The 24,068-nt window shown below is 49.6% G+C and carries 17 protein-coding genes and 1 pseudogene; 2 read left to right on the forward strand and 16 right to left on the reverse strand.

The window, feature by feature from the left end; all coding sequences use genetic code 11:
- Positions 1-48: 48 nt before the first annotated feature.
- Complete coding sequence (locus MHI43_RS16065; protein ID WP_015735382.1) at positions 49-1,185, forward strand: choline esterase; 1,137 nt, start codon at positions 49-51, stop codon at positions 1,183-1,185.
- Positions 1,186-1,755: 570 nt separating this feature from the next.
- Here MHI43_RS16065 and MHI43_RS16070 read toward each other — a convergent pair.
- The 13 genes from MHI43_RS16070 to MHI43_RS16130 all read right to left on the reverse strand — a co-directional run bounded on the left by MHI43_RS16070 (position 1,756) and on the right by MHI43_RS16130 (position 20,758).
- On the reverse strand, positions 1,756-4,701 hold the full coding sequence (locus tag MHI43_RS16070) for a family 43 glycosylhydrolase (protein ID WP_235201631.1): 2,946 nt from the start codon (positions 4,699-4,701) through the stop codon (positions 1,756-1,758).
- Between the two features lie 419 nt (positions 4,702-5,120).
- A complete protein-coding gene (locus MHI43_RS16075) occupies positions 5,121-6,620 on the reverse strand; it encodes a histidine kinase (RefSeq protein ID WP_341283126.1) in 1,500 nt (499 codons plus the stop codon).
- Between the two features lie 350 nt (positions 6,621-6,970).
- Positions 6,971-8,413 carry a response regulator gene (locus MHI43_RS16080; protein WP_015735384.1) on the reverse strand — a complete coding sequence of 481 codons (1,443 nt, stop codon included), beginning with the start codon at positions 8,411-8,413 and terminating at the stop codon, positions 6,971-6,973.
- A gap of 106 nt (positions 8,414-8,519) precedes the next feature.
- Positions 8,520-10,058, reverse strand: coding sequence for an extracellular solute-binding protein (locus MHI43_RS16085; protein ID WP_341283127.1), 1,539 nt, complete (start codon positions 10,056-10,058; stop codon positions 8,520-8,522).
- Positions 10,059-10,207: 149 nt separating this feature from the next.
- Entirely contained in the window at positions 10,208-11,065 is an 858-nt protein-coding gene (locus MHI43_RS16090) for a carbohydrate ABC transporter permease (RefSeq protein WP_341283128.1), read from the reverse strand.
- Between the two features lie 32 nt (positions 11,066-11,097).
- Positions 11,098-12,048 carry an ABC transporter permease subunit gene (locus tag MHI43_RS16095; RefSeq protein WP_015735387.1) on the reverse strand — a complete coding sequence of 317 codons (951 nt, stop codon included), beginning with the start codon at positions 12,046-12,048 and terminating at the stop codon, positions 11,098-11,100.
- A 405-nt stretch (positions 12,049-12,453) separates the two neighbouring features.
- The gene (locus MHI43_RS16100) at positions 12,454-13,695 is read right to left on the reverse strand and encodes a Gfo/Idh/MocA family oxidoreductase (protein ID WP_036660439.1); all 1,242 of its coding nucleotides are present in this window, start codon (positions 13,693-13,695) and stop codon (positions 12,454-12,456) included.
- A 76-nt stretch (positions 13,696-13,771) separates the two neighbouring features.
- Positions 13,772-14,593 (reverse strand): sugar phosphate isomerase/epimerase family protein, encoded by an 822-nt coding sequence (locus MHI43_RS16105; protein ID WP_015735389.1) that lies wholly within the window; start codon positions 14,591-14,593, stop codon positions 13,772-13,774.
- Positions 14,594-14,631: 38 nt separating this feature from the next.
- The gene (locus MHI43_RS16110; RefSeq protein ID WP_015735390.1) at positions 14,632-15,801 is read right to left on the reverse strand and encodes a dihydrodipicolinate synthase family protein; all 1,170 of its coding nucleotides are present in this window, start codon (positions 15,799-15,801) and stop codon (positions 14,632-14,634) included.
- Positions 15,802-16,000: 199 nt separating this feature from the next.
- Positions 16,001-17,152, reverse strand: coding sequence for a Gfo/Idh/MocA family oxidoreductase (locus MHI43_RS16115; RefSeq protein WP_015735391.1), 1,152 nt, complete (start codon positions 17,150-17,152; stop codon positions 16,001-16,003).
- A gap of 256 nt (positions 17,153-17,408) precedes the next feature.
- Positions 17,409-18,239, reverse strand: coding sequence for a response regulator transcription factor (locus MHI43_RS16120; protein ID WP_235201633.1), 831 nt, complete (start codon positions 18,237-18,239; stop codon positions 17,409-17,411).
- 381 nt (positions 18,240-18,620) lie between these two features.
- Positions 18,621-20,021 (reverse strand): HAMP domain-containing sensor histidine kinase, encoded by a 1,401-nt coding sequence (locus MHI43_RS16125; RefSeq protein WP_015735393.1) that lies wholly within the window; start codon positions 20,019-20,021, stop codon positions 18,621-18,623.
- Positions 20,018-20,758, reverse strand: coding sequence for a response regulator transcription factor (locus tag MHI43_RS16130; protein WP_015735394.1), 741 nt, complete (start codon positions 20,756-20,758; stop codon positions 20,018-20,020). The genes MHI43_RS16125 and MHI43_RS16130 overlap by 4 nt, the downstream gene beginning before the upstream one ends.
- Positions 20,759-21,070: 312 nt before the next feature.
- Here MHI43_RS16130 and MHI43_RS16135 point away from each other — a divergent pair, with 312 nt between their 5' ends.
- Positions 21,071-22,414 (forward strand): acetylhydrolase, encoded by a 1,344-nt coding sequence (locus tag MHI43_RS16135; RefSeq protein WP_341283129.1) that lies wholly within the window; start codon positions 21,071-21,073, stop codon positions 22,412-22,414.
- Positions 22,415-22,528: 114 nt separating this feature from the next.
- Here MHI43_RS16135 and MHI43_RS16140 read toward each other — a convergent pair.
- The 3 genes and pseudogenes from MHI43_RS16140 to MHI43_RS16150 form a co-directional block, all read right to left on the reverse strand.
- Positions 22,529-22,615 (reverse strand): annotated as a pseudogene (locus tag MHI43_RS16140) (DNA-binding response regulator); the annotation flags it as partial.
- 39 nt (positions 22,616-22,654) lie between these two features.
- Positions 22,655-23,269: a DUF1349 domain-containing protein gene (locus MHI43_RS16145; protein ID WP_015735396.1), complete on the reverse strand. Its 615-nt coding sequence runs from the start codon at positions 23,267-23,269 to the stop codon at positions 22,655-22,657.
- 268 nt (positions 23,270-23,537) lie between these two features.
- Positions 23,538-23,897 (reverse strand): DUF3221 domain-containing protein, encoded by a 360-nt coding sequence (locus MHI43_RS16150; protein ID WP_015735397.1) that lies wholly within the window; start codon positions 23,895-23,897, stop codon positions 23,538-23,540.
- Positions 23,898-24,068 lie beyond the last annotated feature (171 nt).

Consider the following 24,068-nt stretch of genomic DNA (forward strand, 5'->3'; position numbering starts at 1 on the left):
ATATGTATTTCACATTCGCCACTTTTATTAATTAAGGGGAACAAGAAAATGAAAACTTATGACGCATTTCCGGAACCAATTGGCAACTATGCTGTCGGTCGAACCCAGATGGATTTTGAGTATACGGCATCAGATCATTCAAAAAGAGAACTGACGGCGTTTGTGTACTATCCGTCCGACAGTAGCGAAGGTAAGACTACATCAACGTACATGTTTCCAGAATTCTACGAAATGCTTGATGAGCAGCCACTTCTCGCTGCGTTGAAGGATGCTTACTCTATAGATATCAAGACCCAGTGTTACGACGATCTTGCTCTCTCCAGGAAGGAAAAGCGCTATCCGGTGTTATTCTATGTTTGCGGCGGGGGCGGTTCTCCAGAATGGGGTACCGTGATCTGTACTGACTTGGCAAGCATGGGATATGTTGTGGTAAGCATCGGGCATCAGAATAGCACGATGTATAAGCGTAAAGATGGGCGCCTGTTTAATGTATCAAAGGATTTTTCGGATGTCATTATGGCGTTTTCTGAAGATCCGGAGATGGTGGCGTTGGCTGGTAAGATGGAGATGCGGCCTGACGATGAAACAGCCATTGAGATGTGCCAAAACGTGCTTACACTGCCGATACTTGCCAAGTTAACAAAGTATAGCGAATTACAGGCAGAAGATGTAAGGTATGTAGCCGATTATCTTTACAAACTGGACTCTGGAGAGCTGAATTCCATCTTTAAGGGCAGATTGTTGCTTGACATCGGCATGGGCATAGTCGGACATTCTTATGGAGGGCCTACTACGGCGATGGTTTGCCGGGACGACGATCGGTTCGCCTGCGGGATTGGCTTGGATAGCGGTGCGTTCGGCCTTCAGGGCAGCGACCTTAAGAAACCCTTCTTGCTACTGTTTTGTGAACCAAACTATAACATGAATGCGATAATTGGCGCTAACAATAGCATGGAAACCTATTATTTCTCTGTTGATCGTGTTGCGCATTTAGATTACTGCGACATCGTGTTTACCAGTGTTAATGAGGAACTCAGAGGCGAACGGGATGCTATGGAGATGCGAAATCTTGTTACAGACTACACGAAGAACTTTTTTGATCATTACATACTGCAGAAGGCTGCAAGTGTGGAAAGTTTGGCATACGATGGCGTGGACTTGATCAAGAAGACCAGCAACAAGTGACATAACCAAGAGGTTGCTGATAGTCGCATGTCAAAGAGCTAGTCGTACAGACACAGAGCCGATAACCCTATTACGCGGTTATCGGCTCTCTCATATTTCAGGGTTTGTTTTCTATTTGAGATGGTAAGCGGTGTTTTCAGCGTTGAAAAAAACACTTGAAGATGTTAGTAATTGGCTGAATTCTAACAGACATTGAGATTACAAACCAAAGCTTCTCCTTTGTATTAAATTTATTTTTGTGTATACATGACAACTAAAACATTTACCTTTCTTCCTGAAGAGGCATGGGACCATCGAATGGGAAGAGCTAACCAAGATAGGATGAATTGAATCGAAGGTTTGAACCATAATAGTGAACTCCACATAAGGACTTGCTTTATGTGTGTCCGTTTCGCGGTATCGAACCCAGTACGTTCCGGTCGGCAGATTGGCAAGTGTATCACCTTCTACATTTAGCCAGGTGCCGCCATGATCTGAAGACCATTCCATGGAATCATTCACCCCGGTGATGCGTCCATCATTGGCGCCAGCCGCTGTTTCATCGACTTTCCCAAGACCCTCTGGCGCTGCCTATGGTCCTCCTATGACCATAGCTTTGAAATCATCAAAATCGATGGAGGCATTGGCGTATCCGTCGATACCGAACCGTTGTCCGATCAGCTTGTCACCGCCTGTATGGCGGAAATTGTAATCCGTAGCTACCGGAACATCGTCGAGATAGACGGTGTAGGTTTTGTTATCCCAGTTGGCCACCATTTTGATTTTGTACCATGTATTGTAGGACACGTTTTTGACTGCTTTCTTGGATCCGCCGTTCTGTACAATAAACTTACCGGTATCAAAAGCAGTGACCATCGAATAATTGCCGGTACCGCTGTCGTTTCTCATCATGGCGCCATTCGCGTATGGGAAGCTGCTGTTTAATCTGGCGCGGTATTCGATGACGATGCGCTGATCCGCCCCAGCCTTTACCTCGCCTGTATATGGCAGGAATAGGTTTGCCTTGCCCGAGGTAGCGGTCGTGGTCAGTCGAAGAAAGTTATTCCCGTCCTCTTCCTTTACCGTTGCGGTAGCTCCATTGGTCAGATCTTCGGTGGTGATACCGTAAGGGTATTTGCCTACCGTATCGCCGGAGAAATCCCGGTAAGCGTTATAGACAACGCCATCCTGTACGAGGTTAAGTGAAGCTAACAGAGCCTCTTCCGCTTGAGCGAGATTATCCAGCTGCCCGTCAAACTGCTCTTTGCTCAGATCGGGGTTGGAGGCCATCTCCTCCGCTTTATCCACCTCGGCCACAAAAGCGTCATACTTGGATTGGCTATAGTTGCCTAACCCCGTGCCCAACGGATAAGAGAAATTCGCCAGTCTATTGCGGAGCTGGTCCACAATGTCATCAAGGCCCCATCCTGCAACAATTTCTACGGATACAGTGGAAGGAATATCTCGGCCATCCACCTTCAGAATGACTGGCACCTGAACCGTACCAAGAGAGCTGAAGTCCATTCCCTCCGGCTTCCAGCTGACAACTTCCGCCGTCATCGACTCGCTATTGTATACAACATCCACAACGCTGGGCGAATCAGGAGTCACTCCGGAAGGAGTCCTCAATTCGGAAACCACCTGAACCGCGTCAGAAGCCTTGATTACCGTCAAATGGATTGCCGTTTTGCTGCCGTTGTATTCGGCTGTAATAAGAGCTGTACCCGGTTTATCTGCATATACCGAAGGGGTGACCGAGACAGTATCAATCCGGGCCACCCCGGGATCGCTGCTGGTATATTGAGCATCAGCTGTCACATTCTTCATTTCATAATTGTTATAGCGAGCAGTTACCTGTAATGGGAGGCTTCGCTGTCCGCTGGTAAGAACGCTGTCCAATCCGCTCATGTCAAGTGACTGCACCGATCTGGGCTCTGCGACAACGGTTACCGCAGCCGTTGTTGTTTTCCCATTATATGTTGCGGTAATTGTCGTACTGCCCGCCCCGACAGCTTGAATCTGATCCCCTTCATCAATAATGGCTACCTTCGTGTCGGAAGAACTGAAGGTAGCTCCTGTATCGATAGCGGTATAGGTAGCGCCCGTTACCGTATACAGGGGCAAACTGCGGGTTTCGTTCAACCCCAGGGTGAATCCCGGGAATTCAAATAAAATTTCCGATGTATCCAGCTTAAATAGATCCATACTGTCGATTTCGGCCAGATTGCTCCCTTTCGAGAAGCGGATGATGTTGTCGCCTCCCTTAAGGAAGACTTTCGCCGTGCAGGCTCCCCAACGATTCGGACCAGAATAGACGATGTTCAATTTGGCACCGGAACTGCCGTTGACCGACAATATATGGGAGGCATCCGCCGCATTGGGGGAGCCGTTGGCATTGCGCACGGACAGGTTATAGAATCCCGCCTCCTGCACATTTACTGTAAACTGGGCATAATCATTAGCGTTCTTAATTCTCGCGACTTTCATCCCGCCTGATGCCGTGCTTTCCCGCCGGACAGCCGGAGAAGTTTCTCCAATCGGATCCTTCACCAGCAACGCATGTTCCGCTTCATAGCGCTTCCGCATCGGCTCGCCGGAAGGTATGGCAATCGGTATGTTCGGATCTACCGGCTCTCCCAGGTTCGGCGTCATGTCGTCTTTCCAAGTGAATTTCTGTGCATAGACTTTGCGGGTCCAGCCTGACCCCGGCCAGCGGGCAGCATGGTAAATAATCCAGTTCTCCGCGCCATCAGGAGATGAGACGATACTATGGTGGCCGGGGCCGTAAACACCATTGGCGCTAGAAAAGATCGGCTTATCCCGCTTTACCCAGGAGCCAGGGTTCATTAAATCGTCGCTAATCTTGGCCGTGATCAACCCGAGGGAGTAACTGTCTGTCCAGCTTCCGTTGGCCGAATAGATCAGATTGATGGTGTCGCCCTTTACAGTGACCTCCGGCCCTTCATTGATCCTCCCCGGGGAAGTTTCCCAGTCATATTCAGGCGTTGAAATCAGAACCCGTTCCGAACTGATGGTCCGTGGATCGCTCAGCTTTGCGATATATAAATTTTGAAAGCTTCCGTCGTTTTCCTCCCAGCCGGACCAAATAAAATAGTGATCCTCATTTACAGTCAGCACTGTGCCGTCAATTGCCCAACGGTCGGTGGAATCGGTAATTTTCCCTTTGAACTCCCAGGTTCCCGTCATTGGATTATCACTGGCGTTCTCCAGCACGTACATGCGATGGTTTGCATTGGTTCCGTTGTCGGCTGCGAAGTAAATATACCATTTGAATTGGCCATCGTTATCTCTGAGATAGTGCATCTCAGGCGCCCAAACATTGGAACTGTACATGGTACCTTTAACCGGTGTCCAGGCTAAGCTTCTCTCGCCCGCATCAATGCCGGTAATCGTCTTCGCTCTGCGGATCATGATACCGCTGGCATTGACAAACACATTGTAGTAGTAGCCGTCCGTATGCTTGTAAACCCAAGGGTCGGCCCCTGTCTGCATGATAACATTGTAGAAATCAGACATATCCTTTCCCTCCTGTCGGGATGCCAAATCCGCCCTATCTGGCGGTACCCCTGCCGCCATAGCCGCTCCGTTCCATTGCGGCAGCATCAGCAGCACTGCGAGACAAAACAGCAAATACCTGAATCTTTTCCTATCCCATAAAACCGCTTTCAACTTCATCCATCCCCCTGTCATTGATTTTTTCAGCCATGTCCTCATTCTACTTTCAGAGAAAATTTAAAAAATGTACTATCTTAAATTGTTTTGGTAACCGTTTTAGAAAAAGTGTCTTGACCTTCGGATTATGCTTAATCCTCTCAACGTCTGATTGTTATCGCCGGGAATCCGAAGAAAAAAAAGGACACAAACCCCAATTAAGGGATGTGTCCTGAAGAAAAACATTACATTGTAGGTAGTGTGTCTGACGTATCGACATAACCTTACTCTTCCGAATGTTTGCGGTTGTTTAACAGCTTTTGAATCCTCACGGTCACGGTCGTCCCATGGCCGATCTGGCTTTCTATGGCGATCCCGTAACCCTCTCCGAACAATAGCCGAAGCCTGTTATGGATATTGGAAAGTCCGATGCTTGTAGCAGGTTGGCCATCTGGTGCAGGTTCCGGGGATGCCATGCCCAACTTAGCCTGAAGGGAAGCCAATTGCTCCGGGTCCATTCCCTTCCCGGTATCCGTGATTTGGAAGCACACGTCCCCATGCGCATCTATGCTCCCGGTAACTTGAAGCCGGCCCCCTTGATCCATCCGCTCAAGCCCATGATAGACCGCATTCTCCACAATGGGTTGGAGAATCATCTTGGGGGTTTGCATCTCCAGGAGTCCCTCGTCCACATCGATCTCGATGATAAATTTATTTTCATACCGGATGGCGATAATGTTCATATAAGCCTGAATACAGTCCAGCTCTTCCCTTATCCGTACAAGATCATCTTTTCTTATACTGTACCGGAATATTTTGGACATGCAAGATGCAATTTGCGCGATCTCCCTGCTTCCGTATTCCAATCCGATGCTGCTGATGCAATTGAGCGTATTATAGAGAAAATGGGGGTTGATCTGGCTTTGCAGGGCAGCAAACTCCGCCTGTTTCTGACTCAGCTCAGATTCATATAATCTGGCCTGGGTCTTGATCATATCTCTTGCCATCTGTTCCCTTTCATTGATTACCCGGTTAATGTCGCAGGCCAGCATGCCTACTTCATTGGTAGACCGGACTTTAATGCGGAAGTCCATGTCCCGGCTCCCCACTCTCTTCATATCCAGAACAAGTCCCATCACCGGACGCATCAGATTGTTCATAAAGAAACTGCCCATGATAAGCATGCTTAGAATCATCCCAATCCCCACGATAATGCTGACTTTCCGTATAGGGTTCATGTCCGCAGTAAGCTCTTGCACTGGAATCATACTCACAAGCCGCCATCCGTCCGCCTGCTCCAAACCCTTAACCTGGACAAGAATATCTTCCCCATCGATAGTTGTTTTGACCCCTTTAAGCAGGAGGCCCTTATCCATAGACAGAACATCTCTGAATAACGCACCTCGGGCATTGGAATTGGTGGAAGCAATCACCTCATCCCGGCTATTCAGAATGTATAAGGTAGAGTTGGGCGTTAATTCCGTATTTTCTACAAGCCCCTGCATTTTGTCCATATTGACCAAAACGGTACAGTAACCCGTAATTTGGGAGAAATAGATTCCCCCGATGGCCTCCACAATCGGCGCTATATAAAAGAACTGTTCCGTTCCTGTTCTGTCGTCTTTTAGAATCGAAGTGAACATCCCCTTGTCCCGCAGCGAGGGATCTTCCTTATACTTCTGGATAAAGGTATCGTAGCGATTGAGAAAAAAAATATCTCCGCTTGCTGATGCCAAACTGTAAAGCCGTCTTCCCTGTATATCATTAATTACAATTCCGTTCACATACGAATTAAAGGATCTCATATATTCCATGAGATCCAATGCATTTGGACCGCTATTAAACGCCCTTTTGTAATCATCATCCACTACAGAAAATTCCTGAACCCGTCTGCTATTGACCGCAATGCTGGTGCTGACTCTGATATCACTAAATGCAGAATCAATTTTGCGGCGTGTTTGTTCTATCATCTGGTTACTGTAATGGGCGGCTCTCTTCTGAGTCAAATTAGAGAAACTATAATAATAATAAAATTCCATGACAGTAAATATGATGATGGAGAAAAAAAAGATAAGCCATATCTGATGCTTCAATTTCAGTTTACTGATCTTCATGGCCCGCCGCTCCGTTCATATCAACTTTTTCTGAATTTGGTGGGGGTCATCCCGCAATGCTTCTTGAACACTTTATTGAAATAATAATAATCGACATACCCGGCCTTAATGGCCACTTCTTCAATGGACAGATCCGTCCGCTTCAGGAGCTCACGGGCTTTCTTAATTCTCAGCTCCGACACATATTCAGAGAAGGTTTTGCCCAGATTTTTTCTGAATAATTGACAGCAATACACCTGGTTAATGAAGAACTGGGCAGATAGATCCTTCAAATACAATTTCTGCTCAAAATGATGGTTGATATAATTGATCATCCTGTTGAAGCAGGACTGGATGTCCCCTTCCTGCAAAGAGCGGCTGTTTCCTATCCTGATGGAGTCGAGAACCTCATGTAAAAAGCTGCATAGCGACTCAAAGTGTTCAAATCGTTCCTTGATCTCGGAATAATTCAGGAATTCCAGTTCCATATCCTTCAATTCCTCAGAATATGCTTTGATAAGGATCCCGACGGCTTGATTCCACAGGTAGACAACCTCAGACATGCCCAGATGATGATCCCTGAAATATGCCTGCAGCCCTTTAATGTACGCTTCCACATCGTCAAATTGATTTCCCTGAAGGATGTGGTGGATTTCATCGATACATGACTTCACCAGATGAAGCTTCGGCTCGTAGTGAACGACGCCCCCAGCTTCTTCAAGAAAAACCTGGGAAGCGGACAGGTCTGCTTCTTTAATGAGCTTGCTCATATGCTTTAGTTGATTAGAGATGCTGCTGACGCCCATAACATGGATGCCCGTCTTATTCAGAACCCGCTTATCCGAATGTCCTTCCAGACAATCCCTATGCTCCGTCATCAGGACAACTAGCATTTTTCGGGCTCCAGCTTCAACTTCCACAACATGAACAGGCTTTCCCTCCAAAGAAAGCAGGTTCCTAATATTTTTATGTTCTCCCTCGAAATAGATGGTCAACACCTGATAATAGTACACAGCTGCATCATCGGGAAGCGGTAGGAAGCTCTTTATCGCGTCCTCATTCACCGAGGTCAGCGCATCCAGAAGGAGTTGGTTGCGTGCTGTGCTTCTCCTGGAGAAGTGCATGGCCAGTTTCGCGATGAAGGGGTCAGCCTTATCGATATCCAAGGGTTTCAGGAAATAATCCAGTGCGCCATAGCGCAGCGCTTCCTGGGCATATTCAAATTCCGCATATCCGCTTACGATGACAAACTCAATGTCCAGCCCTTCTACTTTGGCTCTCTTCATCAGATCCAGTCCGGATATTTCAGGCATACGGATATCCGTAAATACCAAATCGGGTTCATTCGCTTTTATGGCATCCCATGCAGTGTAAGCGCTTTTAAATTGTCCGATAATTTCAAATCCATATTTATCCCAATCGAAGGCGTTGCGGATTCCTTTAATTGCCCACGGCTCATCATCTACAATCATGACCTTGTACATGGGTATCCTCCTGAACATATGGATTCTCCCGAATAATAGCAAAATTATTCGGGAACAGCAACGAAATAAGGATAAACCACAGACTGGTTTATCCTTATGCCATGGATTACTTGCTCTGTGCTTTGATATCTCTATAATTCTTTATATTCTCATCCTGAACAGCCTGACCGCCGGCATCCATATATTCTTTCACCAGCTTGTCATACAAGGCGTCGAACTCTGCCGGCTTGGCAACGACCAGCCTGTCACTCATCTGCTTGTTCATGTCACCCAACGTTTTGCCGTACTTGATACTAGCTTCGTTCGAGACGCCGTAATAGAAGCCTGTATAACCATCCGTCGTATTGATCTTGTATGAATCTACAGCCAGTTTTTCATAGCTCTGATCTCCGGCTGCTAAGGCTGCTGCGTACGTTCGGACATTCTTTTCGGTATCGCCCAGCTCTGCACCGTTTACAATTAGAGTATAATCCATATTCAGATTGCTCGTTTGCATATTTTCGCCGGTTTGCGCAATCCCTTGCGGGATGCCGTTTACAAGGTTATGGTTGACGCCTTCTTCGCCAAACTGAAGGAAGAACATCACCTCCGGATCAGCCATCCAGTTCAGATACTTTATGGCCAGTTCCGCATTCTTGCTGCTTTTCGGGATGAAGGAGAAAATCCCGTTTTCATTGTACATCTCTTTCAGGTATTTCCCCTCATCGTTTTTGAAGGTATCTACAGCAACATAGTTGGCATCAGGTGCATTTTGCTTCAGTGGTTCACGAATTTTTTGTGAAAGTGGATAATCCCAGTTGGCAGCGTAGAAGCCTACCTTGCCATTGGTCACATCGGCATCCGCTTGTTTGGTTGTTTTATCCAGCGCAAAGTCGGGGCTGATCAGCCTTTCATTGTACAGTTTGTTCAGCCATTTATAAGCATCCTTGGTACCGGGCTTCAGCCAATTGGTGGTGGTAACGAATTCCTCCTCCGACATCGGACCCCAGAACGAAGGAATCAGGTTGCCAAAGGTGTAGTTCATGCCGGATGCCGCAGTTGCCCACGGAATGACACCATCCACATTACCCGGGTTCTTGTCACGGAAAGCAACGAGGGTATTATATAATTCATCCCGATTCGTTGGAACAGGCATTCCCAGCTTATCCAGCCAATCCTTGCGGATAAACATGCCGTTCCAAGCGATCAGAGTCCGCTTGCCTGGGATCGAGATTTGTTTGCCCTCATATTTCCCGTAGGAAAGAACTTGCTCGCCCAGATAAGACTTTAATTGCTGGCCATGCTTCTCCAACAATTCATCCAGTGTATAGAGGCCACCGCTTTTTGCGAAACGGGTTACGGTATTCCCGTCATAAGTGAAGGAAATATCAGGAGCCTCGTTGGCAGCCATCAACACATTCAGCTTGTCGACTTCTTGGGAACGGGGGACAGGAACAAATTTTACAATGGCGTTATTAGGCTTCCCGAATTTTTCATTGACATATTTGGTCCACGTGTTGTTGTTCAAGTCCGGTTGTCCCTGAATACCTCTGTCAAACACTTCCACTGTCAAGGTTACTGGGGAACCGGAGCCCGTTTCCGATGCGTTGGACCCTTTTGATACCGTCTCCCCATTGTTATTGCCTGCGCCACCACAGCCTGCCACTCCTACGGCTAGAAGCACTGTGCTAAATAGAATTGCTGCTTTCTTCTTTATGCCCTTATACACTTTAACCACCCTTTCGTTCTTGTGATTGATTCTCTTAAATCATCCGCGAGGCCGGGATCCCCCCTTCATCATAATCTGTTTCCCCATCAACCCTTGATAGCCCCAGTCATCACACCATCCACGAAATATTTCTGCAGTTTAGGATAGATCAGCAAAATCGGAATCGTTGTAAACATGACACTGGCCGCTTTCAATGACTCAGGGACAATATAGGAGCCGACACTTCCTTCTCCTCCCTGTTGGCTATCCAACTGCTGATTGGCCGAAATGATCTGATATAGCTTCATCTGCATAGGGTACAGCTCTTTTTTCGTAATGTAGAACAGCGCATCCTGGAATCCATTCCATCTGTCCACCGCATAGAAAAGGCTTAACGTGGCGATCGATGGCAACGAAAGGGGGAGCACAATCTTGATGAGAATGCCCAGATCCGAACACCCGTCAATGGCTGCCGATTCCTCCAGGCTCTCCGGAAGATTGCTGAAGAAGGTTTTCAGGATGATCATATTAAACACGCTCATGGCACCCGGCAAAACCAAGCTCCAAATCGAATTCATCATGCCCAGGTTTTTAACCAGAATATAGGAGGGAATTAAGCCGCCGCTGAAATACATGGTGAAGACCAACGCCGTCAAAATAAAGTTTCTTCCCTTCAGCCGCTTCTTCGTTAACGGATACGCTGCACATATGGTCAGGAACATGCATACCAAAGTGTAAAATATCGTAAGCACAATACTATATCCAAGCGTATATAGCATATCCATATCGCTCAATATGGTTTTGTACGTTTCTGCTGTGAAGTCTACTGGCCACAGTCCTACCTTTTGAGAAATAATCGCTTCGTTGGAACTGAAAGAAAGCGCAATCATGTACAGAAACGGTACGATACATGTGAAGGACAATGCCACGATAAATACAATGATGGCAATATCCGCTACAGTCATTTTTTTCTTCTTGCCCCTATTGCTCGCCACCCTCACCATATCCCATCCTCGCCTAATTTTTTCGCAACAAAGTTTGCAGATAACAGCAGGATCAGGCCGACCACGGATTGGAACAATCCTACCGCCGTTGCCTGGGAGAAATCACCCGAACTAATACCAACTCTATACACGAAAGTACTGATAACATCAGAGTAATCGCTAACCAGTGAATTCCCCATCACAAAGGGACGGTCAAATCCGATAGAAACCATTCTGCCTATTTGGAGAATCAACAAAATATTGATGGTTGATTTAATGCCAGGCAGTGTAATATGCCACATTTTGCGAAGCCTGCTGCAGCCATCAATATCGGAGGCCTCATACAACTCCCTATTGATTCCGGTAATGGCCGCCAAATAAATGATGGTGCCCCATCCGATATTTTGCCATACGCCAACGGCAATATAAGTAATCAGCCAAGGTGTTTTCCGCGACAGAAACTCAATCTTCTCCAAACCAAAGCTCGACAGGAAATTGTTGATCATGCCGCCGTTAGAAAACATCAGATAGACCATACCGCCAATAATAACCCAGGACAAAAAGTGGGGCAGATACAACACGGTCTGGGTCATTTTCTTGAATTTTGCTTGTCTTACTTCATTGAGCATAATCGCCAGAAGAATGGGCGCTGGAAAACCCGCGATCAAGTCCAGAACATTCAGGACCAGCGTATTCTTCAATGCACGGTAGAAGCTGTCCTGCTCAAAAATAAACCGGAACACATCCAGTCCTACCCATTCGCTCCCTCTAATTCCTTCAAAAATGTTGTAATCTTGGAATGCCATCACAAGGCCATAGATGGGTGCATACTTGAAAATCAGGATATACGCCATAGGCAGCAGCAAAAGAAAATATAACAGACCGTCTCTTTTGATGTAGTACAGAAAGTTATTTTTCCTTTTTGTTGCGCCGTACTTTCGGGAGCTGTCTAAAACCGCTTTCATTTTTCCCATCCCTCCGACTGTAATAAGGAGCTCTCATGTTTATCATTTTACCTTCAGGATTAAATAAAAAAATGTACTCCCTTAAATCAATTTGGTAATAACTTAAAAAGGTAGTTGTATGTAAACTGTAGAGTGCGGAATTAGTCAGGTAAACAAAATAAAGAACCAGAGACCATTTGGTCCTGATTCATTTAAAAAGGTATCATGCCTCCAAAAATACATAAAATGAATTTTTAATACATGTAACATGGTCGGCTTCCCCTCGCAACAAGAAACCCCATCTTTAACTGTTTTGGAATCCAAAAAACAGTGAAAAGTGGAGTTGCCTCGGGAAACTATTGATTTACGGTTTAACTTTAGATTAAACCTCGACATTGTAAAAAGTAGAGCCCTGAAGGAACGCCTCTAATTGGTCGGTCTACCGTTATTTGTGCTCATAGTGGCAGGCAGCTCGAATCGGCTGTAGCCCTCCATCCGGAACAGCCGGGTCGGCGTCGCCCAAGGAAGCGGATATTCACTGTACAGTTGCCGCTTCGATGCCGCGTCTCTCATCTTCTCGGACAAGCTGGGCAGCAAGCGCACCGTGGAATCTCCATCCTCCCGCTCGGTCACGAACCGGCCGGGAATGGCACGAACGGCGCGAGCCGACTCATAGGCGCCGTTGGATACCAGCACGAAGCTTCGGCTTGCCTTGAGCGGCGAGAAGAGTGGTTTCCCAGGGTTTTCAATCGCTTCCATCAGATTCAGATACATGCTGCACATCAAATCGGTTGGACCAAACGCCAAATCCTCTTCGGCGTCCTGTGCGCGAATGGTCAGCTTGTTCTGGTAATTCCAATGCGCTTCCCCTCGCGTTCCGTACACGGCAATCGAAGGCACTTCGCTGACTTCGTGACAAAGCATGGCGTAAAAATGAACGCTCACACCGTTAGCCATAACGGCGCGAAAACAGGAGACATCGTCCCCCTCGATGTCATTGACGTGGTAAAGCTCGGCCTGCACCGATTCCGGGTACAAGTCTGCGGCGCCTCCTCCGGCCGCCAGCAAGCTATGGTGCAGCAAGTGGGCGAACGGATTGTTGAACGTCCCGTCCAGCACATACTGGCCGTCGCTGACTAGTTTGCCAGCCCAGCGGGTTCGATCGTAGTAAGAGCGAAGCCGTTTCCACATGCCAATGCCGACCACATGCTCCACCTGCCCAAGCACACCGGAGCCGATCCTTTCCAGCAGCGCTCGGAACGCCTGGCCCGACGTATTCTGGAAGTTCACCTGGCACAAGCGCCCGGTCTCCAGCTGCACCGCGATCATCTCGTCCAAGTCCTGGATCGTTACCGCCGGGGGCTTCTCCACCAGCACGTGAAAGCCCATCCGCATCACCTGGATGCACATCGGCTTGTGGGAGGAGATCGGCGTGACGATTACGACGAAATCGATATCCGGATGCAGCGTGAGCATCTGCACGTAATCCATATAATGGACGGCCCCAAGCGCGGTCAGCTTGCCGTAAGACTCCTGATGAGCGTCGACATTCGGCTCCGCAAAAGCAACAACCTGCAGGCTACCTTCTTCGACCAGCTTCTGCATGATATTCACATGTTCAGCGCCGAATCCCCCGATCCCGATCAGCGCGGTGCGACAAATCTTCACATTCCTTCCCTCCAAAGCTATGCCTTGACGAGCCGGGAACGATTCTCCCAGCCCGCCAAAGCTGCAAATTTATAATTCATACATGCTGCAAATAACGTTCCTTGATGAGCGTGAGCGCCTCGTCTCCCGGCATATCCCATACCTGCCGGTTGAAGATTTCCACCTCGATCGCCCCCACGTAACCGGCCGCTTCAACGGCATGACGCATCCGGCGCAACTCGATAACGCCGTCCCCCATCATCCCTCTGCCCATCAGCAGGTCGGGTACCGGCACGATCCAATCGGAGACGTGAAAGCCGAGGATACGCCCCCTGGCCCGCTCAATTTGCGCGTACAGCTCGGGGTCCCACCAGACGTGGAACGCATCGACGACGACACCGACGTCTTGCGGGTCGTGCTGCTCCGCGAGCGTGTTGGCTTGCGCCAGCGTATTGATGACGGAACGTTCAGCGGCGTACATCGGGTGCAAAGGCTCGATGCCGAGCTTGACTCCGTGCGAGCGGGCGAACGGCACAAGTTCCGCGATCGCTTCTTCGACCGTCTTGCGGGCGAAATCGATATCTCGGTCTGGCGCCGGTCCGCAAACGAGCACGAGCACATCGGTGCCGAGCTCGGCCGCTTCCTCGACAGCGCGGCGATTGTCGTCCATCCGCTCTTTGCGCGCAGGCGCGGTGGCCGCCGGAAAATAACCCCCACGGCACAGGCTGGAGACGCGCAGGCCCGCGTCCCGCACAAGCCGCTTGCTCTCGGCCAGGCCGGTCTCGGCCACTTTATGCCGCCACAGCGCGATCCAAGGCACTTCGGCGCGAACGCATGCTTCCACGGCCTCACGCATATTCAGCCGATCGGTCGTAATCTGGTTCAAGCTGAGTCTGTCTATAGAACGAAGCGGTTCCATACTGATCCCTCCCGGATTTCAAACATCTCTATAAATGATTACGGCCAAATACCCGCCAGCACCAAGACAGGCTTCATCCGTTCGGCGGCAAGCTCCGGATCGGCCAATAGCCCGGCCCTGTCGGCAAGCACGAACAGCTCGGCCAAATGGACGATCGAGCGCGATCCCTCCGCGCCCCCGATCATGCGGAAATGCGGTTGGCGGCCGTTCAAGTAGGCCATGAACACAATTCCCGTCTTGTAGGCGTACGTCGGCTTCTGGAAAATATGACGCGACAAGGCAACGGTAGGCTCCATAATTGCCTCATAACTGACCAGATCGCCTGCGTCTAGCGCATGAAGCGCCTGGGCGGCGGCTGGCGCGATCGCGTCGAATATGCCGAGCAGCGCATGGCTGTAGCCCTGCCCATCACCCTTGATCAGTTCCGGGTAGTTGAAATCGTCGCCGGTGTACATTTTGACGCCTTCCGGCAGCAGCCGGCGCATCTTGATTTCTTTGCCGGCATCGAGCAGCGAGATTTTAATCCCGTCGACCTTGTCCGCGTTTGCCCGAATGACGCGCAAACAAACGTCCATCGCCTCGTCCAGATCGTCCTTGCATCCCCAATAGCCGGCCAGAGCGGGGTCGAACATGTCGCCAAGCCAATGCAGAATGACCGGCTGTTTCACCTGTCCCAAAATGCGCCCATACACCCGCTGGTAATCCTCGGGCCCTTTCGCGCAGGCGGCAAGCGCGCGGCTCGCCATCAGAATGACTTGACCGCCCTCGCCTTCGATGAAGCCGACTTGCTCTTCATAGGCAGCTTCCACGTCGGCGATCGTGACCGACGGGCCCGGAAACAGATGGTCGGTTCCCGCACCGCAGGCGATTTTGCCACCGACCGAGCGCGCTTCCGCGATCGAAGCGCGGATAAGCTCCTTCGAGCGGTTCCAGTCGAGGCCCATGCCGCGCTGCGCGGTATCCATCGCTTCCGCCACGGCCAGACCGAGCGACCACAAATGGTGCCGGTAGGCGAGCGTCGAGTTCCAATCAATCTGCGAATGAAACAGCGGATCTGCGTCCGCAAACGGATCGCAGACGACATGGGCGGCCGAGAAGGCGATGCGGCCCGTAAACGGCTTGGCCGGCACGGAGTACGAGCCTGCTTTGCCCGGAGTATATTCATACAACGCTCCCCCTGCGCGGGGGAGGAGCAGCGATTGGGTCATCTGTACTCCCCTCCTTAAGAGGTAATTAAAAAATCGGCTTTTGATCACGAAGTATAGCTATGAAGCTTACTCGACGTCGAATCTTGAATTCAGCCGGGCCTTCCGCTACTCACGTAGGCTCACCTACGCTGCGTTGCTCAGTCCCTAGCTTCATCCAACATTCTCGGTGCTGAAAAGCCGATTTTTTTAGTATTTATTTTTACAGGCTCAGCTTCGGCACGTCGATCCAGCGGCGTTCCTGCCACGACTGCAAGCTGAGATCGGCAAGCTGGGTGCCCTTCGCGCCTTCGAGCAAATCCCACGGAAACGGCGTGCCGATGACGACATGCTTCAAGAAGAGTTCCCATTGCACCTTGAACGCGTTGTCGTACGACGCGTTGTCCGGCACCTCCACCCATTGGTCACGGAACTGGAACGGGTTCGGAATGTCCGGATTCCATACCGGCTTCGGCGTATTGACCCGATGCTGCGTCTTGCAGTCCCGCAAACCCGCCACGGCGCTGCCTTCGGTGCCGTCGACCGTAACCGTGAGCAGATCGTCGCGGTCTACGCGCACCGCCCAGGACGAGTTGGCCTGCACGATAATGCCGCCTTCCAGCTCAAACATGGCGTACGCCGCATCGTCCGCCGTGCATTCGTACGGAACGCCCTGCTCATCCAGACGTTTCGGAATATGCGTAGCGGCAAGACAGGAAACAGCCTTCACTTCCCCGAACAAATTCTCGAGAACATAGCGCCAGTGTGCAAACATGTCGACGATAATGCCGCCGCCGTCTTCCTTGCGGTAGTTCCACGATGGCCGCTGACCCTGCTGCCAGTCGCCCTCGAACACCCAATAGCCGAACTCCATCCGCACGGACAGGATACGCCCGAAGAAGCCAGAGTCGTTTAAGCGTTTCAGCTTGAGCAATCCTGGTAAAAACAGCTTGTCTTGCACGACGCCGTTTCTCACCCCGGCCTCAGCGGCGATGCGAGCCAGTTCAAGAGCCCCTTCAAAATCGACGGCCGTCGGCTTCTCGCAATAAATATGCTTTCCCGCGGCGATCGCCTGCTTGATGCTTTCGGCGCGGCGCACCGTCGTCTGGCTGTCGAAATAGATTTCATAGTACGGATCGGCGAGGCATGCTTCAAGATCGGTACTCCAACGTTCGACGCCGTGGGCGGCGGCCAGCGCCTGCAGCTTGCTCTCCTGTCGTCCGACCAGAATCGGGTCGGGCATGATGACGTCGCCGTCCGGTAGCGCGACGCCCCCTTGCTTGCGAATCGCAAGAATTGAACGGACCAAATGCTGATTGGTTCCCATCCGTCCGGTAACGCCGTTCATAATAATGCCGATGTTGCGAACTGCCATCGTTCATCGCTCCCTTCGCTTCGTATAACCGTATTGTAGTCGATGCAAAACCGCTTTTCTTACGATTACGGGAACACGATTCTCAATTTTGGAAGCGAATTATTCGAGCGAAAAACAAAATCCCCGCCGACGTTTAGCCGATGGGGGATGAAGGGGGAAATATGTTTCGATCAATCGGCCGGTCGTCCTTTGATCGTTATCTGGTTCGTTTGATCGCATTGTGCACTCGCTGTCCATTTGACGGAAGGATCCCTGCCTACTCAGCATGCTCGGGCGCGTTCAGCTCCCGGTACGTTTTTGGTGACAGCTTGGAGACAGCTTTGAACGACCGGTAAAACGTAGACACGGAATCGTAGCCGACCTCGAAGCAGATCGATATAATGTCCTTACCCGTTTCCACCAGCAACTTCTGGGCGACGCGGATGCGTACCTCGGTCAAATATTGCATCGGTGTCATGTTGTACCGTTCTTTGAAGATGTTGTTCACGTGCCGCGTGCTGATGTCCAGCTTGGAGGCGATGTCCCCCGCGGTCAGCGGATCAAAATACTTCGAATCGATATAGCTGCGAATTTTCTCGGCGCGCAGCTTGTTGGAGCTGGAGCCCGCTCCGGCGGCCTCCGTTCCGGCCGATCGCACCAGCAGGAGCAGCAACTGAGACAGCTGGACTTTGAGCGAAAGCCGGACGAGCGGCGACAGCTCCCTGGACTGCTCGAACAGCATTTTCCTCAGCAGCTGACGCAGTTCGCTCGCAGCAAACAATCCCGGCTTCATCAGGCAGGAGGCCGGAAAGTAGGCGTGGAGCAGCTGCGCCCTCATATCCGGATCGAGCACTGCCTCGTCAAACGCCAACACTAACAAGGTCAGCCTGAAGTCGGACATGACGGAGTGGACGGAATACGGAACGATCAGCGCCGTATCGTCGACCGTAAGCTTCCGTACTTCACCCCCTAACCGGATAGTGCCTTCCCCTTCCAGCACAAATAGCAGCTGGTGCGTCTGATGATAGTGCTCGGACACGAGATGCCCGCCCCTATGTTTCTGCTCGTATAAGTCTATCGCATTCCTGGACAAGTCAATCCTTTTCATCGTCACGGCGAAGCCCCCGTTTTTTTACCGTTACATTTAAAGCCATTTTAGCGCGATCTGCGGCTTCTATACAACATTTGACAAAATCAGCGTAGCACATCCAAGGATGCGTCTGAGTCTAAACGGGGCGCATCCGTTCAAAATTAGAAATTATCATCCGAAACGTAAACGGCTAGACCCTAACTCCAGTAATAGTAAGTGGCGATAAGTTTACACTTTTTCAGATTAAAGGAATAAATAACGACAATCCCGTCATGTTTAAAAACTTAACGTATGTTTTCGTAAAAATGTTGGCGGTCCCCTATTTGAAAGTTTATCTTGCATGGCGCTTTCTAGTTGGAAACGGTGAATATGCTTTAACATCCAATTTGCTCCATACACTCATGTCTTGGTCAATCGAATATGAACAACGGTGCCCTCCGCCTCCGGATCAAGCCAAATTTGCCCGGCATGCCGCTCAACTGAACTTCGTGCGATGGCTAAGCCGAGCCCGCTGCCGCCGTCACTTCTCCTAGCCTGATCACCGCGCACGAAAGGTTCGAACACCGTCTCTCTCATAGGGTCCGATATTCCCGGACCGTCGTCTCCAACGGTAAGCAGGATATCTTCAACGCATGCCTCCAGCTCCAGCCATACATGAGCACCCTCCTTATTGTATTTCAGGGCATTCGTCAATAAATTCGAAAGAGCTCTATACATGAGACCTTCGTGATAAGACAGCATGACTGGCGATTCCGGAATGCGGATGTCCAGCGTAATTCCCTTCCGTTCAAACGAATCGTACAGATCGGCTGCCGCAGTGCGGCACAGCTCAGCTAAATCGCCTATCTTCCGCTTGTATGACAGTTCCGTGCTCTCCAGTTTGGTTAACTCAAACAGGTCATCAACAAGCGAGGCGATAAATCTCGCCTTGGTATGTATGCGGTTCGCATATTTCTGTCGCTGCTCTTCGCTCTGTTCCATACCGAGCCGCAGCACCTCTGCATAACCCTGTATCGTTGTGATCGGCGTTTTCAGATCATGGGAAATGTCCATCATCAGCCGGCGGCGCTCTTCTTCAAGTCTTCGCTTTGCCGTCTCCGCTTGCTCAAGCCTGTCCGCCATCCGGTTGAAATGAAGCTGAAGATCCATTAACTCCTTGTTGGCTCGAAAAAATAGCCGTTTCCCTCCCCTGCCTTCTGCAATCTGTGCGAGTTCGCGGGAAACTTCCGTGAGCGGATTCGTGATCCTTCTTGCCGTAATCCGGCCGTATAACCATAAACTCAATAAAAATGCGGCGGCAAACCACAGAAATCCATCAATCAGAAATCTCGTGAAAACTTTGGTTATCTCGGCGTTTGTCTTCACCAAATGGCTTTCCTTCATCACAACTCCGCCCGGTATCGTAACAAGTAGGTGGTATTCCCGGCCTTCCGGTGAAACGAAAGGGGCAAGGGAGTGATATCCCGATCCGTTCCCTTCATAGAACAGGGCAAGCAGCTCCTCTTCCGTATAGCAGGCTTTTGCCTTCTCCATTCCGCTGCCCCGCGAAAAGACAACGTTCAGGCTCTTGTCCAGCACCTGGATGTAACCGCCAAAGGATTGGACGGTTTCATAGGGGATGCTCTCCCAATCGTCCCGTATCAGCAGGTTCGCTTCAACCCTGGGAAGTGTCCGACTTATATATTCCTCACGGGCATCATACATGTTGTCATATACCACAAAACCGATAACCCCTAGAATGACGGAAAACAGGACATAATTTATCATCAGGCTGTTATGGACCCTTCTTCGATTCCTCATGGTGCCACGTCTCTCGGTACGAGCTTGTACCCAAGTCCCTTAATGGTGATGAGTAACCTCGGTTCACGAGGATCGTCCTCAAGCTTATCCCTCAGTCTACTGATCTGCACCATGACGGTGTTGCTGTCCTCCAGATACGGCTCGTTCCACACATTTTCATAAATTTGACGCTTTGTAAAAATCCGCCCTGGCGCTTCCATCAACAACCTGAGCAGCTTGTATTCCAGCGGGCCTAACGTTATCGCCTCGCTTCGCTTGTAAAGGACGCAAGCTTCATGATCCAGGGTTAGTGATCCGCACACGGTCTTTAACATCTCCGACCGCTGGGCGGGTTCCGCGCCCATCAGTTCGTAATAACGACGAAGCTGCGCCTTGATTCTCGCTACGACTTCGATCGGACTGAACGGTTTGGAGATAAAATCGTCCGCCCCGAGCCCCAGCCCGGTAACTTTATCTACATCACCGTTTTTAGCCGACAAAATAATGACAGGAAGCCTGTGATTCTCCCGGATCCGGGCGATCAGCTGATAGCCGTCAAGTTCAGGCATCATAATGTCGACTACCGCCAGGTCGACCGGCTCCCGATGCAATATATTCCACGCTTCCCGTCCGCTTATAGCTTCCAGCACGCGATAGCCTTCGCGCTCCAAGAACAGCCTCAGCAGCTCCGTGATGTCCGACTCGTCGTCCGCTATCAAGATCGTCCGTCCTTTTACTAGTCTAGTATCTTGTTCCATATCGTTCCTCCATATGTATACGGCAAAGCCGAGCTCTCTTTATAAAAATATACACTGTAATTATCGGTCAGACGGAGCCATTATTAATTGTAAGGATTATGTAAGGTTGGCTACAGCTAGGCTAAAGCTCCGGTTGATAAGCTTATTTTACGATAAAACAGGAGGATACTTATGCGTATATATGAAACGGCATTATGGATCATGAATCTGGCACTAATCATAAGTTGCGTCTCGTTATTGGGAAAGCACAAACATTCTGTACACCTCTGCTTTTGGGCAGCCGGACTGTCCGGGGGCCTAAGCATTATCCAAATGTTAACCGAAGGCTACCGATGGCAGATGATCCCGACCTATGCGGAATGTCTAATCGTAGGAGGACTGGCTCTTTATCATTTACGGCAATCCACCCACTCGAAGGATCATCCCTCGGTCCAGCCTGCAAAGCGGTTTGCCGTAATGACATCAATCAAGCGCTGGATCACCGCGCTGCTTCTGATCGTGTATATCGGCGTTTCCGCTGCATTGCCGATACTCCTTCCGGTTTTCTCCTTTGCCGAACCTCAAGGACCATATCCTGTCGGGTCGACCACGATGGTACTTGAGGACGAACGCAGAGAAGAGCCGGCCACGGATGATCCTGCGGATAGCAGAAAGCTTAAGATCCAATTCTGGTACCCTGCGTCACTGGGCACAGGGACCGGGAAATCTCCGTATATAAAGCATCTCCCGGTCGTTCTTGAAGGTTTACGGCAGGCCATCTCCATCCCCCCGTTTTTGTTAGGCCAGCTGAAATACGTGCAATCCCATTCCGAGCAAGATGCGGAGTTATCCACGGACCAGGATCGTTATCCCGTACTGTTGTTCTCTCACGGGCTGACCGGCTTCCGTAACCAGAATACGTTTCAGGTTGAAGAACTGGCCAGTCGAGGATACGTTGTCGTTGGCATCGATCATCCCTATGATGCCGCCGCCGTCGTCTTTCCGGACCAGGCAGCCATGTTGAAACTTGAGAACCTGTCGGGATTCGATGCATACGAGAAAAAGAGCCAGCTGTGGGTCGAAGATGCCAAGTTCGTACTGGATCAAATAGAGCTGCTAAACGAATCGGACCATAAAGGGATCTTTTCCGAAAGACTCGATATGGATAAGGTCGGCATGTTCGGCCATTCCTTTGGCGGAGCCACGGCAGCCCAGATGCTGCTGGCGGATAGCAGAGTGAAAGCTGCCCTTAATATGGACGGAACGCTTTACGGCCAGCCGGTGCCTGAGGGCGGATACGGGAAGCCGTATATGCAGATGAATGCGGAGTTTAGCGTAGACCGCCTCGCATTCGAGCGATCCTTGGACCAGGCAATTGAATCTTCCGGCCGTAGTCGGGAAGATTACGAGCAGTTTTGGGCCGAGTCGGCGGATCGCCGAAAACGGGCTGGTGCAGGAGAAGCATACTCGGTTGTATTCGCCAATGCGAACCATATGAGTTTCACGGATTTTTATCTGTTCTCTCCATTACTGCCGCCAACAGGGGCTGCCCCTCGTCAGATGCACCGCTCCATTAACGAGCTCTCATCCGCTTTCTTCGACCGGTATGTCAAAGGAGATACTAATGTCTCGCTGAAAAAGGTCTCTCAAGGCCTGCCTCAGTTGACCATGCCGTAGTTTCTATAAAAAAGGTTGTTGGTACAAGGGGGCTTCATCCTATTCAGGATGAAGCCCCCTTTCCTCGTATACTTAAAAAGCAACACCCATCGATAAAGGATTTTGCAATTTTCCGTTGTACTTTCGACACAGAACGGTATTGACGCGCGTCACTACTTTGAGGGGGCTGAAGGGCTCGGTGATATAATCGTCTGCGCCTAATCTCGTTTTTCAAATTCCATTCTGCGTATATAGTTTAGATTATTGTAATGGTGGATCAATATGAAGATCTTCGTCAGGGGCAGTTACCTCCCAACGGGTAAACGTAGCCTCAAAGCCCTCGCGCTGCGGCGAGCAGGCAAAAGGACCGGCTTGATTATTCGAAGGGTATGGAAATCTTGCGACCCTAATGGTCCTCCAAGCATGCTTACCGCTCCGTGCCCGAATAACCGCAGCATCTTTAATGATCGATGCCCGCAAGGTAACTTCCTCCCCCTCCCATTCCGGTACAGCCGTAAGCGACCAATCTGAATATCCGTCTGTAACTACAACGGCAAGTTGAGGAGTCCCGTCATTCATTTCAATGCCGGCTTTAATCCATTGTTCCTGGCCATGATATAATAACAGACCCGCTTGATCGTATAATTCGACAAAGGAGTTGAGCCGGAAGGAAACCTCAACTCCCGTATTGCGATCCCATTTTGCCAACAATGCCGGTCCATCTTCAAATTCAAAACCGTACAAAGTCTTTTTCCAGAAGTCTCTGCCTTTCTCCGGCACAATCTTCAGCATCCCATCTTCTATGGTAGAAGACTGAGGGGCGTTAAGCCATACACCCTCATTCCAATCCATTAGGGTTCTATTTTGCCTGGACATAAATAACCTCCTAAAAATTATGTTCATTCATAACAACAGTCTATTGGGGCATTCAGCTTACATGGTACCCAATTATTGTTATGTAATTATATTACAATAAAGAGCCATGCAAATTTACATTTTTGTCACTGCCATTTCCGGATGCGACACGCCTGCCTCGTACCATATCCATCTTGATACCGTCATAAATAAACGGCTCAAAGGCCTGGACTGACGATCTATCGACAGATCAGTAATAAAATATTGTTTAGTCGTTACAATAATCTCATCAATCTTTAAGTCTTTCTATCTGACCAGCTTTAATTTGCGGGGGATCGGATTTCATTACAACATATTCACCTTTGTCATTCGTTTTGGGGGTTACATGAACTTTTTCGCCTATCATAAGCTCATTATAGAGTTGGGAATCCTCAACAATATAATTGATTAATTCGATGTTACTCTTTTTGAGTTCAGCGAAGGTCTTACTTTCAGAATCCTTCTTTGAAATATTCTTCGCTACTAAGATTCTTTGGCCTTCTTTCGAAATAATATAATCCCCCTTTTTGGCTTCGGGCGAGGCACTGCAACCACTAAGCATACATATGGCAAATACTAAAGCAGCTCCTAAAACTAACGTTCTCAACATTTCAACTCCTCCTCGTAAAATCCAACCTACTTTTTAGACGAACCCGGAATAAATTTGTTTTGTTAAACTTCCCGTAACTTAATATAAATTGCGTGGAAACATAGTTATATATATATATTTATTAATCGGTAATCGGACTATCTTCTTGTCCTTTTCGGCAATCGGTACAAG

This window comes from Paenibacillus sp. FSL H8-0457 (assembly GCF_038051935.1).
In the GTDB taxonomy this organism is placed as follows: Bacteria; Bacillota; Bacilli; order Paenibacillales; family Paenibacillaceae; genus Paenibacillus_AQ; species Paenibacillus_AQ lautus_A.